The following is a 15,534-nucleotide window of genomic DNA, read 5'->3' on the forward strand; positions in this document are numbered from 1 at the left end:
CGGTTGCAGGCTTGGCCCCGCTCCGTTCGGGCCAGATGCGCCACCGGACCGGCGCGCCGCCCTGCGCTGCGGGCAGTGAACCCTCACGCCCGCCGTTCACCGGGACTTGCCACCTGCTCGGTCTCGGGCGCCGCCTCGGGAACCAGACGCACCCGCGCGACCGGCACGACCGGAGCGCGGATTGCCCTCAGCGCCAGCCAGGCCGCTGCCAGTCCGAAGACGACCCCGCCCAGCGCCTGGCCGATCAGCACGCCTTGCGCCCCCCAGTACTGCCCAAGCCAAAGGGCCAAAGGGATCGTCCCCACCGTATGCCGCCCCCAGTTCACCACGGTAGACCAGAACGGCCGACCAAGGTTGTTGCAGACCGCATTGCCGACGAAGATCATCCCGTTGAAGAACCACAACAGCGCGAGCGGACCGCAGAACAGGTAAACCAGATCACGGGTCAGGCCTTCCGCGCGGAAGGCATCGGCAATCGGGCCGCGCAGCAGGAACAGCACTGCCGACACCATCATGATCACCAGCCCGGTAAAGATCAGCCCGTCCCAGAAGACGCGCCGTACCCGGTCCATTCGGCCCGCACCAAAGTTCTGCCCGATGATCGGCCCCAAGGCCCCGGACAACGCAAAGATCACGCCGAAAGCCACCGGCGTCAGGCGCCCGGCAATCGCCATCCCTGCCACGGCCGCCTCGCCGTAAGCCGAGGTCGCCCGTGTAACGAAGGCTTGCCCGACCGGAGTCGCCACCTGGGTCAGGATCGCCGGAACCGCAATGGCCCAGATCGGCCCCATGTCGGCGACGACCTGCCCCACCGTTGGACGGTCGAAACCGCCGTACTTGGCCGTGATCGGCCGCAACGCCATCCAGGCAATCACTACCCGCGCCGCAACCGAAGCTATGGCGGCACCCGTCAGTTCCCACCCGAATCCGAAGATCAGGATGGGGTCCAGCACCGCCGTCGCCACCGCGCCCCAGACCGTTGCCATCATCGCCGCCCGTGCATCCCCGTGGCTGCGCAGGACCGCGCCGCCGATCATGCCCACCATCAGCAAGGGCTGCGACGGGATCACGATCTGCAGGAAATGCACCGCCAGCGCCGCGGTCTCTCCCGTCGCGCCCAGCAGCCCCACCAGCGGCCACAGGAACACCCAGACCACCGCCGCGAAGAGCGAGCCGAACACGAAACTCAGCACCAGGCCGGTCGTCGCCTTCTCGCGCGCCAGAGCCGGGTCCCGCGCGCCCAGCGCCCGGGCGACCAGCGCGCCCACGGCAATCGACATGCCGATCCCGAAACTCGTCGTGAAGAACAGGATCGCCCCGGCATAGCCGATGGCCGCGGCGAGTTCGGCCCGGCCCAGAAGCGCGATGTAGAACATGTTGATCAGGTCGACGACGAACACCGCCATCAGCCCGACGGACGAGGTCAGCGCCATGACCGACACATGCCGGAACAGGTTTCCTTCAACGAATTTCGCCTGCGCCCCGGCCATGCCAAAGCCCTTTCACTTTTGCTCAAATATCCTCGGGAGGGTCCGGGAGGGCAGACAGCCCTCCCGGGGCCAGCCCCGGGCTCAGAGGCTTGGCACCTTGTGCAGAAGCGGCATCACGTCGGCCATCTCCGGCCCGGCATCGCGCCCGGTCAGCGCGCGGCGCAGCGGGCGAAACAGGTCCTTGCCCTTGCGTCCCGTCGCGTCCTTCACCGCCGCTGTCCACTCGCCCCAGGTGGCCTGGGTCCAGGGCTTCGGCGGCAGCATCGCAAGCGCCTGGGCCACGAAGTCGCGGTCGCCCGGGTCCACCACCGGCTCGGCCCCGTCGCGGAACAGGGTCCACCATTCCTCCAGGTCCGCCAGGATGGTGATGTTGCCCTTGGCTACCGCCCAGAACGCCTCGGCCTCGGCCTCGGGCACGCCCAGGTCCAGCACCCGCTCGCGCACCGCCTCGAAGGGCAGCGACTGCACATGGTGACGGGTCAGCGGGAACAGGTCCTCGGCATCGAACTTGGTCGGTGCGGCCCCGAAGGACCCCACGTCGAACCCCGCCACCAGCTCGTCCATGTTGGCCGCCAGCTCTACCGGCTTCGACGACCCCAGCCGCGCCATCAAGGACAGCAGCGCCATCGGCTCGACCCCCCGCGCCCGCAGGTCGCGCAGGGACAGCACCCCAAGGCGCTTCGACAATTCCTCGCCCTGCGGTCCGGTCAGCAGCGAATGGTGCGCAAAGGTAGGCGGGGTCCCGCCCAGCGCCTTCATGATCTGGATCTGCGTCGCCGTGTTCGTCACGTGGTCCGCGCCCCGCACGATATGCGTGACCCCCATTTCCACGTCGTCCACCGACGAGGCAAACGTATACAGCACCTGCCCATCGGCCTTGATCAGCACCGGGTCGCTGACAGAGGCCGCGTCAATCGAGATGTCTCCGATGATCCCGTCGGCCCACTCGATCCGCTCCAGGTCCAGCTTGAAGCGCCAATAGCCCTGCCGCCCCTCGGCGCGGTAGGCGGCCTTCTGCTCTTCGGTCAGGTTCAGCGCCGCGCGGTCATAGACCGGAGGCTTGCCCATGTTCAGCTGCTTCTTGCGCTTGAGATCCAGTTCCACGGGCGTCTCGAAACATTCGTAAAACCGCCCCGCCGCCTTCAGCTGCTCGGCCGCCAGCGCATAGCGGTCCATGCGCCTGGACTGCTGCTCGATCCGGTCATAGCGGATGCCCAGCCAGTCGAGGTCGGCCTTCAGCCCTTCGATATACTCCGGCTTCGACCGTTCCTGGTCGGTGTCGTCCAGCCGCAGGATGAACTGCCCGTCGTTCTGACGCGCGATCAGGTAGTTCATCAGCGCAGTGCGCAGGTTGCCCACATGGATCCAGCCGGTGGGCGAGGGGGCGAAGCGGGTGGTTACGGTCATCTGGGCGGCTCCTTGAACCGCCCTTCCCTGTCACAAGCCCCTGGCATTGTCCAGTTTCGCGCCACCAGCTCCGCCTTCCGTGGCAACGCCGTCCAAGGGGTTCGATGCCCCGAGGACGGCTCCCCGTCGCAAGGTCAGACCGGATGCACCGGCCAGTGCAACGCCAGATCCTCCAGTCCGGCCCGGATCGCCTCGCGCAGGACCCCCTCGTCCACCGCGTCCAGCCGCTTCACATAAAGACAGGCCTTCCCCATCCTGTGCGGCCCGAGCCGCGCGAGGATCGGTTGCAGCGTCTCGCCGCCCGCCATCAGGTAAACCGACAGCTCCGCCTTCCGCAGCGAAAACCCCGTGGCCAGGCTCTCCCCGCCATGCCCGCTCTCATAGCGATAGACATAGCGCCCGAAGCCCACCATCGACGGCCCAAAGAGCCGCGGCTCCCAGCCTGTCGCCTCGGCAAAGATCGCTAGCAGCCGCTCTGCCTCCTCCCGACGCGCCGGGTCGATCCCGGCCAGCCAGACCTCGCTGTCGAAGGCTGCGCTTCTTGTCTTCGCTTCCGTCATCCGCGCCTCTGTTTTGGCCACCTTAGCACAAAGCCGACGGCCGCGCCTCTTCCCAGCACCCGTCCCCAGCCCTATCTTCCCGGCATGACAAACCCATCGCCCGACAGCATCGCCCCCAGCCTCGCTCTGATCGAGCAACTCGCGCACGAGGCAATTTCCACCCTGCCCGAACCCTTCCGCGAACCTGCCACCCACATCCGCTTGCGGATCGAGGAATTCCCGGACGAAGACATGCTCGACGAGTTGCAGCTCGACGACGCGTTCGAGCTGACGGGTTTGTACGACGGCATCCCGCTGACCGAGAAATCCACCGCCGACCAGATGATCAAGCCCGACGTGATCTGGCTCTTCCGCCGCCCGATCCTGGACGAATGGTGCGAACGCGGCGACGTGTCGATCCAGGAACTGGTCAGCCACGTCGTCGTCCACGAACTTGCGCATCACTTCGGCTGGTCTGATGCCGAGATCGCCGCCATCGACCGCTGGTGGGAGTGACGACGGTTCCCGGTGCTCCCGCACAACGATTGTGCAATGTCGCACGGCACATGACGCGCCCGTGACCGGACGTACCGACACCCCGTCCTATCCTTCCCGCATCCAACCCGAAGGAGGACAAGAATGACCCGATTTTCCCGCCGTCAGGCGCTTTTCGCCGGGGCCACCATGCCGCTTGCCGCCACGCTCCCCCTTCCCGTATTCGCCAAGGCCGAGATGCAGGGCTCGGGCTTCGCGCCCTGGAACCGCTTCACGCTGGGCAGCTTCGAGGTGACCACCCTCCTTGCCGGGACCCGCGCCGGGGACAAGCCCCAGGAAACCTTCGGCACCAACGCATCGCCCGAGGACTTCGCCGCACTGTCCGCCGCGAATTTCATCCCGGCGGACAAGACCCAGAACTTCTTCACGCCCACCGTGGTCAACACCGGAGCCGAACTGGTCCTCTTCGACACCGGACTGGCAGCAGAGGGTACGCTCGCCGCGCTGACCGCCGCCGGTTACACGCCCGACCAGATCGATGTCGTCGTCCTGACCCACATGCACGGCGACCATATCGGCGGACTCATGGGGGCCGATGGCACCACGCCGACCTTCGCCAATGCCCGCTACGTGACCGGTGCGGCCGAACACAACCACTGGTCCGGCGCGGCCAATGAAGGCTTCGACAAGAACGTCAAGCCGCTGAACGACAAGATCACCTTCCTCGACGACGGTGGCAGTGTTGCATCGGGCATCACCGGCATGGCCGCCTTCGGCCATTCGCCGGGTCACATGATCTACAGCGTTGAATCGAACGGCCAGCGGCTGATGATCACCGCCGACACCGCGAACCACTACGTCTGGTCGCTGCAGAAACCCGACTGGGAGGTCCGCTTCGACGCCGACAAGGCTGCCGCCGCCGCTGTGCGCAAGCAGGTCTTCGGGATGATCGCTGCCGACAAGGTGCCTTTCATCGGCTACCACATGCCCTTCCCCGGGGTGGGCTATGTCGAAGCCCAGGCAGACGGCTTCCGCTACGTTCCCGCCAGCTACCAGCTTCTGCTGAACGGCTGAGCCAAGGACCCGAATTCCTTAAGCAAGGAATTTGCCAAAAATCTTCCTCAAGGCTTTTGCCCCCGGCCACAACCGTCGGGGGCAGTTCCATTTCCAGCGGAAGCGCTTATGATAGCGGTAACAGCCACAGGTGCCGCATGTCCCAGCTTCCGATCCTCACCCTTACGCTCAACCCCGCACTCGACATGGCGACCGAGGTGCACGAGCTGATCCCCGGCCACAAGCTGCGCTGCACCGAACCCTTGCTCGATCCCGGCGGCGGGGGCCTCAACGTCTCTCGGGCGATCAAGGCGCTGGGGGGAGACAGCCTTGCCCTGGTTGCCATTGGCGGGTTGACGGGGGACCGTCTCGCGGGGCTGATCCGGGGCGAGGGCGTTACGTTCCTGTCCATCCTCGGCCCCGGCGAAACGCGCCAGTCGCTGACGGTCAACGAAGCCACCACCGGCAAACAGTATCGCTTCATGCTGCCCGGCCCGGTCTGGGGCGAGGCAGAGCGTGCCCGCGTCTTCACCCTTCTGCGCGCCACCGCCCGGCCCGGTGGGCTATCGGTAATCTCGGGCAGCCAGCCGCCCGGCGTGCCGGTCGACTTTCCCGCGCAACTGGCCGCGTCGATGCCCGAAGCGCGCGTGGTGCTGGACACCTCCGGCTCCACCCTGACCGAGGCGGTGCGAAACCCGATTCCCGGACTGGAAGTCCTGCGGATGGACGGGCCGGAAGGTGAAGATCTGGCCGGAAAGCCCCTGCCCAGCCTTGCCGACACCGCCGAATTCGCGCAGTCGCTGGTACGCAAGGGCGTGGCACGGATCGTCATCGTCGCCCGCGGGGCCGAAGGCAACGTGCTGGCAGATGCCGACCAGCGGCTCTTTGCCAAGGCGGCCAAGGTGCGGGTGAAATCCACCGTCGGCGCCGGTGACAGCTTTGTCGCGGCCTTCGTCCTGGCACTGTCGCGTGGCCAGAGCCATGCCGAGGCCCTGGCGCTGGGGTCGGCCGCCGCCTCTGCCGCCGTCACCACGGATGCCACCCAGCTCTGCCGCCCCGAAGACGTGATGCGCCTTCTGCCGGAATGTGCGGTGACCGAGGTTTGAGGCGAGACGCAAGCGTAGGGTGGGCAATACTGCCCAGCCTACCCCCGCACCCGGAGGGACTCTGATGCTGATCGCCCATCTCTCCGACCCGCATCTCTGCAAGCCCGGCACGCTCTATCAGTCGGTTCTCGACAGCAACGCCCGCTTTGCCGACGCCCTGACGGACGTGGCGCATCTTGGGCCTGACCTCCTTCTTCTGTCGGGCGACCTTGCCGAACATGGCAGGCCAGAGGAATATGCCTTGGCGCGGCAGCTTCTGGGGCGGCTCATGGTCCCGGTCCTGGTGATCCCCGGCAACCATGACGACCGCGAAGGGTTTCGCACCGGGCTGTCCGGGCTTCCGAACCTGGTTCCCCTGACACGGACCGGCCCGCTCAACGCCGTCGCCGAAGGTCCGGTCCGCGTCGTTGGCCTTGATGTCACGGTGCCGGGCGACCACCACGGCCAGATGGAACAGGCCCAGGCCGACTGGCTTGACCGGACCCTTTCTGCCGCCCCCGCCACCCCGACCCTGGTGATGATGCACCAACCCCCGTTCGACACCGGGATCGGCTTTGTTGATGCCTATCGCTGCTTCAATGCCGACCGTCTTGCCCAGGTCCTTGCGCGGCACCCGCAGGTGATCCGGCTGCTGGCGGGGCATGTCCACCGCCTCATCCTGACCGAGTTCGCAGGCCTGCCCGCGCTCACCTCCCCCTCGACCGCCACCAGTCTGGCCCTGCGGCTTGATCCGGGCGCGGACCCTGCCTCTTTCACCGAACCGCCCGCGATGCTTCTGCACCTCTGGCGCGACGGGCGGCTGGTCAGCCACCTGCAACCCCTGGGGCAGTTCCCCGGCCCGCACCCGTTCTTCTGATCAGCGCCGGAAACCGGCAATCGCTTCGCCCTGGTGGCGCAGCTTCTTGGCCAGCCCCATCTCCTCGATCCAGGCCTGCATCGGCGGCGTGATCGGCCCGTAAAGATCGGTCCGCGCCAGCCGCGCGGCCGCCCGAAGGGCCACCATCTCGGGCCAGGCCATGATCAGGTCATGATGCCCGACCCAGGCCGATGGCCCCTCATAGATCGCGACCAGCCGCCGCTCTTTCGGGCCCGATCCGAAGAAGCGATAGCTGCGCAGACCCTCGTGCCCCTGCAACCTGACCCGCGGCACCAGAACCCGCAGCGCGCGGTCAAAACCCTGAGGATCGCGCAGGCTGTAGAAGTTGACGACGACGATTTCCGAGGTCATCGGGGCTCAGCCGTCATCGCGCCAACGGTTCGCGATCGGGTAACGGCGATCCAGCCAGAACGCCTTTTGCGTCAGCCGCACCCCGGGGGCCGACTGGAACCGCTTGTATTCCGCGATGTACAGCAGGTGCTCGACCTTCTTCACCGTGGCCCGGTCAAAGCCCAGCGCCACGATCCCGGCCACCGACATCTCCTTTTCGACCAGACACTCAAGGATCGCATCCAGCACCTCATAGGGCGGCAGGCTGTCGTCGTCGCGCTGGTTCGCCCGCAGTTCGGCAGACGGAGGCTTCTCGATGATGCGCGCCGGGATCACCTCGCCCGCCGGGCCCTTCATCCACGCCCGGTGGTTCTCGTTCCGCCAGCGGGCCGTCAGGAACATGCGGGTCTTGTACATGTCCTTGACCGGGTTGTAGCCGCCGTTCATGTCGCCGTAGATCGTGCAGTAGCCGACCGCCATCTCGGACTTGTTGCCCGTGGTCAGAAGCATCTCGCCGAACTTGTTCGACAGGGCCATCAGCATCACCCCGCGCAGGCGCGACTGGATGTTCTCCTCGGTCACCCCCGGCTCGGTTCCCGCAAACAAGGGGGCCAGCGCCTCGCCCACCGCGGCCTGGGCACCACTGATCGGCACCGTATCCAGCCGACAGCCCAGCGCCTTGGCCGCCGCGGCCGCATCCTCCAGCGAATGTGCCGAGGTGAACTCGCTGGGCAGCATCACGCAGCGGACGTTCTCCGGCCCCAGCGCATCCACCGCCATCGCCGCGACGATGGCGCTGTCTATCCCGCCCGACAGACCCAGCAAAGCCTTCCTGAACCCGGTCTTGCGCATGTAGTCGCCCAGACCCATGACGCAGGCCCGGTAATCCGCCTCGCCGATCGGCGGGATCTCGTGGATCTCGCCCTGGTCAGCCACCCACCCCTCGGCCCCGCGCCGGAAGGTGACCATCACCTCGCACTCGTCGAACTGCGGCAGTTGCGCCGCCAGCCGCCCGCCGGGGTTCAGGACCATGCTGGATCCATCGAACACCTGGTCATCCTGCCCGCCGACCATGTTCAGGTAGACCAGCGGCAACCCGGTCTCGACCACGCGGCTGACCATCAGGTTCAGCCGCAGGTTCGGCTTGCCGCGATGGTAGGGCGAGCCGTTGGGGACCAGCAGGATCTCTGCCCCGGTCTCGGCCAGCGTCTCGGCCACGTCAGGGTGCCAGGCATCCTCGCAGATCGGCGTCCCGATCCTGACACCGTTCACCACATAGGGCCCATGCACGTCGGCCGAGGCGAACACGCGCTTTTCGTCGAACACCGCATCATTCGGCAGGTGGTGCTTCAACACGCGCGCATGGACCCTCCCGCTCTCCAGCACGTAGTACCCGTTGTAAAGCTTCAGCCCCGCCAGGACCGGGCCGCCGATCCCCAGGGCCGGGCCGTCCGCGCAGTCCACCGCCAACCGCTCCACCGCAGCGACGGCGGCCTGAACGAAGGCGGGTTTCAGGATCAGGTCCTGCGTCTGGTAGCCGGTGACGAACATCTCGGTCAGCGCAACCATGTCGGCCCCGGCCGCGCGGCCCGCATCCCACGCCGCCTTCGCCCGGGCCACGTTCCCCGCGATGTCCCCCACCACCGGGTTCAGCTGCGCCAGCATCATCTTGAACGTGTCGGTCATGGCCCTGCCCCCACTACATCGGTTACTTCTACCAGACCCGGCTACAAGGGAAAGTGGTTCCGGGCACCTCCCGGCCCTTTGACCGTCAAATCCTTGTCACACCGGAACCGCCCCCTTACCCTGCCGCCAATCACCCCCGAGGGATTCGCCCATGCGCCTGCCGACCGCCCTCCTCCTTGCCACCCTCGCCCTCCCGGCTTTGGCCCAGGACGGGGACATCATCACCAAGCAATACGACGACGGTTCGGTCTACGAGGGAACCTTCCTGAACGGCCGCCAGCACGGGATCGGGACCTACCGCCTGACTTCGGGCTTCACCTATTCGGGCGAGTGGGTAGACGGAGAGATCACCGGCGTCGGCACCGCGCGCTACCCCAACGGGTCGGTCTACGAAGGCGCCTTCGTCCAGGGCCAGCCCGAGGGGCAGGGCAAGATCACCTCCCCCGACGGCCGGACATACGAAGGCGACTGGGTCCAGGGTCAGATGACCGGCACGGGGAAGGCCACCTACGCCAACGGCTCGGTCTACGAGGGGACCTTCGTCAAGGGCACCCACAACGGCAAGGGCAAGCTGACCAACTCCTCGGGCTACACCTACGAGGGTGACTGGGTGCTGGGCGTCAAGGAAGGCCAGGGCCGGATCACCTACCCCGACGGCGCGACCTACGAGGGCGCGTTGGTCAAGGGCCAGAGGTCCGGCAAGGGCAAGCTCACCATGCCCGACGGACTTGTCTATCAGGGCGACTGGGCTGAAGGACAGATCAACGGCCAGGGCATGCTGACCCAGCCGAACGGCGACGTCTACGAAGGCAGCTTCAAGGACGGCCTCCGCGACGGGCAGGGCAAGCTGACCCACAAATCCGGCGACATCTACATCGGCACCTGGACCAAGGACCGCCGCCAGGGCCGCGGCACCTTCACCACCCCCGACGGCTTCAAGTACGAAGGCACCTGGGTCGAAGGCCGGATGGAGGGCACGGGGTCGATCACCTATCCCGACGGCTCGGTCTACATCGGCGCGATGCGGGCCGACCAGCCGAACGGCCAGGGCGCGATCACCTACCCGGACGGATCGACCTACCAGGGCGACTGGGTGGCCGGCGTGATCGAGGGCCAGGGTCGCGCAACTTATGCCGATGGCCGGGTCTACGAGGGCACGTTCAAGAACGCCAAGCCCGAGGGCAAGGGCCTGATGACCTACCCCGACGACTACCGTTACGAAGGCGACTGGGCGGATGGCCAACGCGAAGGGATCGGCTCGGCGGTCTACCCCGACGGCAGCCTCTACAAGGGCGACTTCAAGGCCGGGTTGCGGGACGGCCAGGGCGAGTTTTCGACCACCGACGGGTTCAAGTACGTCGGTACTTGGGTCGCAGGCCAGATCGAGGGCCAAGGTGTTGCGACCTATCCCGGCGGCGATGTCTACGAGGGGATGTTCAAGGCCGGAAAGCGCGAGGGCCAGGGCAAGCTGACCTACAAGTCAGGCGAGGTCGCCGAGGGTGTTTGGCAGAACGGCATCCTGACAGCTCCGCCCGAGGCCCCCGAGGCCCCTGCCGAAGGCGAACCCCCCGCAGAACCCGCAACGACCCCGTAGGTCGGGCTTCAGCCCGACTCTCCCCGCCGCCCGCCCCATCGTAGGGTGCGCTACAGCGCACCAATCCGCGCAACACAGGGCAGCGCCCGACCGCCGGGTGGGCGAAACGCCGAGGTTCTACGCGCTTTATCCCTCAACCCCTCCCACCGCAGTTCTGCCGGCTGCCATCGCAAAAGCGCCCGGCCGAGGGGGGGCGGTCGGGCGCTGCCCGGCGGCGCTTCAGCGCCTTGATCCCGTCAGTTGACTCCGCCCCACCACCGCTCCCCGTCGCCACCTCTGTCAGCCCCAACCTCAGTTAACGCCACCCTAACGCCCACAGCCAACCCCCTGAAATCCCACACCTCCCCTTCCCTGTCCTGCGTGGACAGCCGATCACCCTTGCGGCCCCCACCCCCGCCCCGGTAAGCCTTGCCCATGCGCCAGACCCTGACCCAGATCTACGAGGCCCGCGTGGCCCAGGGCACCCTCCGCCCCGACCCGGCCCAGCACGCGCTCCTCCCCCGGCTGGAGGACCTCCGGTCGTGGCTGGAATCAAACGCGACCCGCAAGGTCGGCCTCTTCGCCGGGCTCTTCGCCAAGCCGATCCAGCCTCCGCGCGGCCTTTATCTCTGGGGTGGGGTCGGGCGCGGCAAGTCGATGCTGATGGACCTCTTCTCCGAGGCCACCCAGATCCCCCAGAAACGCCGCGTCCATTTCCATGCCTTCATGCAGGGCGTCCACAAGGGCATGCATGCCGCCCGCGCCCGCGGGGTCGAAGACCCCCTCACCCCCGTCGCCGACGAGATCATCCGCGACCTCCGTCTCCTCGCCTTCGACGAGATGCAGATCACCGACATCACCGACGCCATGATCGTCGGCCGCCTGTTCGAAAAGCTCTTCGCCGCCGGGATCGTGATCGTCACCACCTCGAACCGCCCGCCCGGCGACCTGTACAAGGACGGCCTCAACCGCGGCATCTTCCTGCCCTTCATCGCCATGCTGGAAGACCGGCTGGAGGTTGTCGAACTGGAAAGCCCCACCGACTACCGCCAGCACCGTCTGCAGGGCGCGCAGGTCTACTTCCACCCGGCCCGGTCTGCCACCACCCAGATCGCCGCGATCTGGAGCGATCTTACCGGCGGTGCCGTGGACCAGCCCCTGACGCTGGAGGTGAACACCCGCCAGGTCACCCTCCCCCGCTTCGCGAACGGGGTCGGCCGCGCCAGCTTCTGGGATCTCTGTTCAAAACCCCTCGGCCCCGCCGACTACCTTGCCATCGCCCGCGCCGTGCGGGTGCTGATCCTGGAGGACATCCCGCAGCTCTCCTCGGCCAACTACAACGAAGCGAAACGTTTCGTCATCCTGATCGACGCGCTTTACGAGGCGAAGGTCCGCCTCATCGCCTCGGCCGCCGAAGCGCCCGAACGGCTCTATATCGAGGGCGAAGGCTCGTTCGAATTCGAACGCACCGCCAGCCGCCTGCGCGAGATGCAGGGCGCCGACTGGGGCACCTAGCCCAACGCTTGCCAGAGCAGCCGCAGCGCCATCCCGGTCGACACCACAACCAGCAAGGGCTTGATCAGCCGCGACCCGACCCGCATCGCCACCCGCGCGCCAAGGCTGGCCCCGGCGATCTGCCCTACGGCCATCGCCAGCCCAACGCCCCACCAGGTCGCGCCAGAGAAGACGAAGACCAGCAGGCTTCCCAGATTCGAGGCAAAGTTCAGCATCTTGGTATGCGCCGTCGCCTTCAAGACCCCGTAGCCCGCCAGAAGCACGAAGCCCATCATGAAGAACGACCCGGTCCCCGGCCCGAAGAACCCGTCATAGGCAGCAATCGCCGGGACCACGGTCACCGCAAAGACGGCAGGCTTCACCCGCTGCGCGCGGGCATCGTCCGACAGCCCCGGCTTCAGCGCGAAGAACGCGGCCACCCCGATCAGCACAACCGGCATGATGATCCGCAAGACCTCGGCCGGGATCAGATGCGCGACCAGGGCACCCAGGGCCCCGAAAACCGCGCTGATCGCGGCCATGCCAAGCTGGTCCTGAGGGCGCACGTGGCCCGCATTGGCATAGGCCAGCGTTGCCGTCGCTGCACCGAAGGTGCCCTGCAGCTTGTTTGTTGCCAACGCCTCGACCGGCGAAGCCCCGGCCAGCAGCAGCGCAGGAAACGCGATCAACGCGCCACCTCCGGCGATGCTGTCGACGAAGCCCGCGCAGAAGGCTGCGAGGATCAGAAGCAAGGCAAGCTGCGTGGCAACCTCAAACAAGATCGAACTGCCGGTGGATGCGCCCGACAATCGTGCCGTCTTTCAGGGCAAACCCCGGATCGCCGCCAATGTCGCGAAAGCCGATCCGGGCATAGTAGGCCAGCCCCGGCACATTGTCGGCCCGGATCCAGGCGATGATGCGGTCGACATCGCCGCCGCGAAGTTCGGCAAGCGTCTTGGCAAAAAGCGCGGAACCTATCCCTTTGGCTTGCAGCCCGGGAAGGACAAAGGTGCCGATATGCGGATCATCGTGCCACCAGCCGACCGACTGCCAGCCAAGGACCTTGCCGTCTTCCTCGGCCAGGACCGACGACAGCACGCCCGGCCCGTCGATGAAGTGATCCCGAACATCAACGCCTGTCATCGGCGTCTCAAGCGCCGTCGTCCCGCCGGCGGCAATCACGGCGTTCAAGAGCGCAGTCATACCAGCGGCATCTGCCGGGGCGGCATTGCGAACGATCATTCGACAAACTCCGCGCGCGAATATCCCTGCAGGTAGAGGAGCGCGGTCAGATCGCCGTGGTTCACCCGCACGTCACATTCGGCCTGGACCCGGGGCTTGGCATGCAGCGCGACACCGGTTCCGGCAGCCAGCAGCATCGGCAGGTCGTTGGCCCCGTCGCCCACGGCAATCGCCTGTGCGGGCGTGATCCCCAGCCGGGCGGTGATCTCGTTCAGGAATTGCAGCTTGGCCTCCTTGCCCAGGATCGGCTCGGCCACGGTTCCCGCCAGCTTGCCGCCAGTCACATGCAGCGTATTCGCCCGATTCTCGTCAAAGCCCAAGGTTGCCGCGACTGCCGACGTAAAGGCCGTGAACCCGCCCGACACCAGCGCGGCATGGGCCCCGTTCGCCTTCATCGTCGCCAAGAGCACCTTGCCCCCCGGCATCAGCGTGATCCGGTCGCGCAGAACCTGGGCGATCACACCCTCGGGCAGGCCCTTCAGAAGCCCCACCCGTTCGCGCAACGCGCCTTCGAAATCCAGCTCGCCATTCATCGCCCGCGCCGTGATGTCGGCCACGCGCGCGCCCACACCCGCCTCGTCGGCAAGCTCGTCGATACATTCCTGCCGGATCATCGTCGAATCCATGTCGGCGATCAGCAGGCGCTTCTTCCGGCCCGTCGCGGGCTGGATAACCATGTCGACCCGCAAGGCCTGAAGGCCCTCCCAGGCCGCCCAGCGGTTCTGCGGCATCGCCTCAAGATCGAACTCCGCCGCGACGCCCGGGTCCAGCCAGCGCGCGTCGCCGCCACCCCAGGCGTTGCGAAGGCTTTCGACCGTCACCCGCTCCAGCACCGGGGTTTCGGGGTTGGTCAGCAGAGTCACGACGAACATGGGGCAGGTTTCCGATAGTGAACAGGCCTGTCGCTTTTTCGCGACCAAGCGTCGGACTATCGCGATTTTTCCGCTTGCGCCAGAGCCGGGCCATCATTACCCACAGCGGCGGGACACCCTTCCCCAACGAAGGGCTTTTAGCTGGAAGGCTACCATGACAGACCTGACCCCGCCGGCCAAGCGCCCGGCCAATCCGCGCTTTTCTTCTGGCCCCTGCGCCAAGATCCCCGGTTATTCCCTCGACATGCTTAGCGATGCGCCCCTTGGCCGCTCGCACCGTGCGGCCGTCGGCAAGGCCAAGCTGCGCGAGGCGATCGACCTTACCCGCGAAATCCTGGGCGTGCCCGCCGACTACCGGATCGGAATCGTTCCTGCGTCCGACACTGGCGCTGTCGAAATGGCGATGTGGTCATTGCTGGGCGCCCGCCCGGTCGAGATGCTGGCCTGGGAATCGTTCGGCGAAGGCTGGGTGACCGATGTGGTCAAGCAGCTGAAACTGGACGCCGTTGTGCGCAAGGCGCCTTACGGGCAGATCGTGAATTTCACGCAGGTCGATTTCGACAAGGACGTCGTCTTCACCTGGAACGGCACCACCTCGGGCGTGCGCCTGCCGAACGGCGACGCGATCCCGGCCAACCGCGCGGGCCTTACCATCTGCGACGCGACCAGCGCCGCCTTCGCGATGGACCTGCCCTGGGACAAACTCGACGTGACCACCTTCTCCTGGCAGAAGGTGCTGGGCGGTGAGGGCGCGCATGGCGTCATCATCCTGTCGCCCCGCGCTGTCGAACGGCTGGAGACATATGTCCCCGCCTGGCCGCTGCCGAAGATCTTCCGCCTGACCGCCAAGGGCAAGCTGATCGAAGGCATCTTCGCCGGCGAGACGATCAACACGCCCTCGATGCTGGCGAATGAGGATTACCTCGTCGCGCTGAAATGGGCGAAATCCATCGGCGGCCTTCAGGGCCTGATCGCCCGAGCCAACGCCAACGCGCAAGTGGTCCACGACTTCTGCGCCGCGAACCCCTGGATCGCGAACCTGGCCGAGGACCCGGCGACGGCCTCCACGACCAGCGTCTGCCTCAAGTTCACCGACCCCCGCATCACCGACGGCGAGGCCTTTGCCAAGGCCGTCGCCAAACGGATCGAAAAGGCCGGTGCGGGCTTCGACATGGGGGCCTATCGCGACGCGCCTCCGGGCCTGCGGATCTGGTGCGGATCGACGGTGGAAACTGCCGACGTCCAGGACCTGATGCCCTGGATCGCCCATGCGTTCCACGCCGAAATCGCGGCGCTGGCGCAGGCTGCGTGATCCCCGAGTCGGGCTGAAGCCCGACCTACCAAACACCGTAGGTCGGGCTTCAGCCCGA

General features: G+C 66.8%; 15 protein-coding genes. 7 read left to right on the forward strand and 8 right to left on the reverse strand.

Translation table 11 applies throughout. The features are described 5' to 3' along the window. Positions 1–83: 83 nt before the first annotated feature. From Q8M85_RS00085 to Q8M85_RS00095, 3 genes are all read right to left on the reverse strand, one after another. Entirely contained in the window at positions 84–1,490 is a 1,407-nt protein-coding gene (locus tag Q8M85_RS00085; RefSeq protein ID WP_305538888.1) for an MATE family efflux transporter, read from the reverse strand. 81 nt (positions 1,491–1,571) lie between these two features. Beyond that, a complete protein-coding gene (gene gltX, locus Q8M85_RS00090) occupies positions 1,572–2,897 on the reverse strand; it encodes a glutamate--tRNA ligase (protein ID WP_305538889.1) in 1,326 nt (441 codons plus the stop codon). Positions 2,898–3,031: 134 nt separating this feature from the next. After that, positions 3,032–3,457, reverse strand: a complete 426-nt coding sequence (locus Q8M85_RS00095; protein ID WP_305538890.1) for a DUF1801 domain-containing protein — start codon at positions 3,455–3,457, stop codon at positions 3,032–3,034. 84 nt (positions 3,458–3,541) lie between these two features. Here Q8M85_RS00095 and Q8M85_RS00100 point away from each other — a divergent pair, with 84 nt between their 5' ends. The 4 genes from Q8M85_RS00100 to Q8M85_RS00115 all read left to right on the forward strand — a co-directional run bounded on the left by Q8M85_RS00100 (position 3,542) and on the right by Q8M85_RS00115 (position 6,946). Then, positions 3,542–3,952 carry a metallopeptidase family protein gene (locus Q8M85_RS00100; RefSeq protein WP_305538891.1) on the forward strand — a complete coding sequence of 137 codons (411 nt, stop codon included), beginning with the start codon at positions 3,542–3,544 and terminating at the stop codon, positions 3,950–3,952. Positions 3,953–4,075: 123 nt separating this feature from the next. Further along, on the forward strand, positions 4,076–5,005 hold the full coding sequence (locus Q8M85_RS00105) for an MBL fold metallo-hydrolase (protein WP_305538892.1): 930 nt from the start codon (positions 4,076–4,078) through the stop codon (positions 5,003–5,005). Positions 5,006–5,142: 137 nt separating this feature from the next. Further along, the gene (locus tag Q8M85_RS00110; protein WP_305538893.1) at positions 5,143–6,090 is read left to right on the forward strand and encodes a 1-phosphofructokinase family hexose kinase; all 948 of its coding nucleotides are present in this window, start codon (positions 5,143–5,145) and stop codon (positions 6,088–6,090) included. Positions 6,091–6,154: 64 nt separating this feature from the next. Beyond that, positions 6,155–6,946 (forward strand): phosphodiesterase, encoded by a 792-nt coding sequence (locus Q8M85_RS00115; protein ID WP_305538894.1) that lies wholly within the window; start codon positions 6,155–6,157, stop codon positions 6,944–6,946. Here Q8M85_RS00115 and Q8M85_RS00120 read toward each other — a convergent pair whose 3' ends face one another. Both Q8M85_RS00120 and Q8M85_RS00125 read right to left on the reverse strand, forming a co-directional pair. Beyond that, the gene (locus tag Q8M85_RS00120; protein ID WP_305538895.1) at positions 6,947–7,318 is read right to left on the reverse strand and encodes a hypothetical protein; all 372 of its coding nucleotides are present in this window, start codon (positions 7,316–7,318) and stop codon (positions 6,947–6,949) included. A 6-nt stretch (positions 7,319–7,324) separates the two neighbouring features. Continuing rightward, the gene (locus tag Q8M85_RS00125) at positions 7,325–8,983 is read right to left on the reverse strand and encodes an NAD+ synthase (protein ID WP_305538896.1); all 1,659 of its coding nucleotides are present in this window, start codon (positions 8,981–8,983) and stop codon (positions 7,325–7,327) included. A gap of 151 nt (positions 8,984–9,134) precedes the next feature. Here Q8M85_RS00125 and Q8M85_RS00130 point away from each other — a divergent pair, with 151 nt between their 5' ends. After that, positions 9,135–10,577 carry a 2-isopropylmalate synthase gene (locus tag Q8M85_RS00130; RefSeq protein ID WP_305538897.1) on the forward strand — a complete coding sequence of 481 codons (1,443 nt, stop codon included), beginning with the start codon at positions 9,135–9,137 and terminating at the stop codon, positions 10,575–10,577. Positions 10,578–10,991: 414 nt separating this feature from the next. Continuing rightward, positions 10,992–12,071, forward strand: a complete 1,080-nt coding sequence (gene zapE / locus Q8M85_RS00135) for a cell division protein ZapE (RefSeq protein ID WP_305538898.1) — start codon at positions 10,992–10,994, stop codon at positions 12,069–12,071. Here the strand turns inward: zapE and Q8M85_RS00140 are convergent. From Q8M85_RS00140 to serB, 3 genes are read right to left on the reverse strand one after another with little or no spacing between them, the layout of a single operon-like run. Then, on the reverse strand, positions 12,068–12,829 hold the full coding sequence (locus Q8M85_RS00140) for a TSUP family transporter (protein ID WP_305538899.1): 762 nt from the start codon (positions 12,827–12,829) through the stop codon (positions 12,068–12,070). The genes zapE and Q8M85_RS00140 overlap by 4 nt on opposite strands. Further along, positions 12,822–13,292 carry a GNAT family N-acetyltransferase gene (locus tag Q8M85_RS00145; protein WP_305538900.1) on the reverse strand — a complete coding sequence of 157 codons (471 nt, stop codon included), beginning with the start codon at positions 13,290–13,292 and terminating at the stop codon, positions 12,822–12,824. The genes Q8M85_RS00140 and Q8M85_RS00145 overlap by 8 nt, the downstream gene beginning before the upstream one ends. Then, a complete protein-coding gene (gene serB / locus Q8M85_RS00150) occupies positions 13,289–14,164 on the reverse strand; it encodes a phosphoserine phosphatase SerB (RefSeq protein WP_305538901.1) in 876 nt (291 codons plus the stop codon). Before serB ends, Q8M85_RS00145 begins: the two co-directional genes overlap by 4 nt. Positions 14,165–14,318: 154 nt before the next feature. On the opposite strand from serB, the gene Q8M85_RS00155 reads away from it, so the two are divergent. Then, positions 14,319–15,476: a phosphoserine transaminase gene (locus Q8M85_RS00155; RefSeq protein ID WP_305538902.1), complete on the forward strand. Its 1,158-nt coding sequence runs from the start codon at positions 14,319–14,321 to the stop codon at positions 15,474–15,476. Positions 15,477–15,534: the final 58 nt, after the last annotated feature.

The organism is Tabrizicola sp. (assembly GCF_030694085.1).
In the GTDB taxonomy this organism is placed as follows: Bacteria; Pseudomonadota; Alphaproteobacteria; order Rhodobacterales; family Rhodobacteraceae; genus Tabrizicola.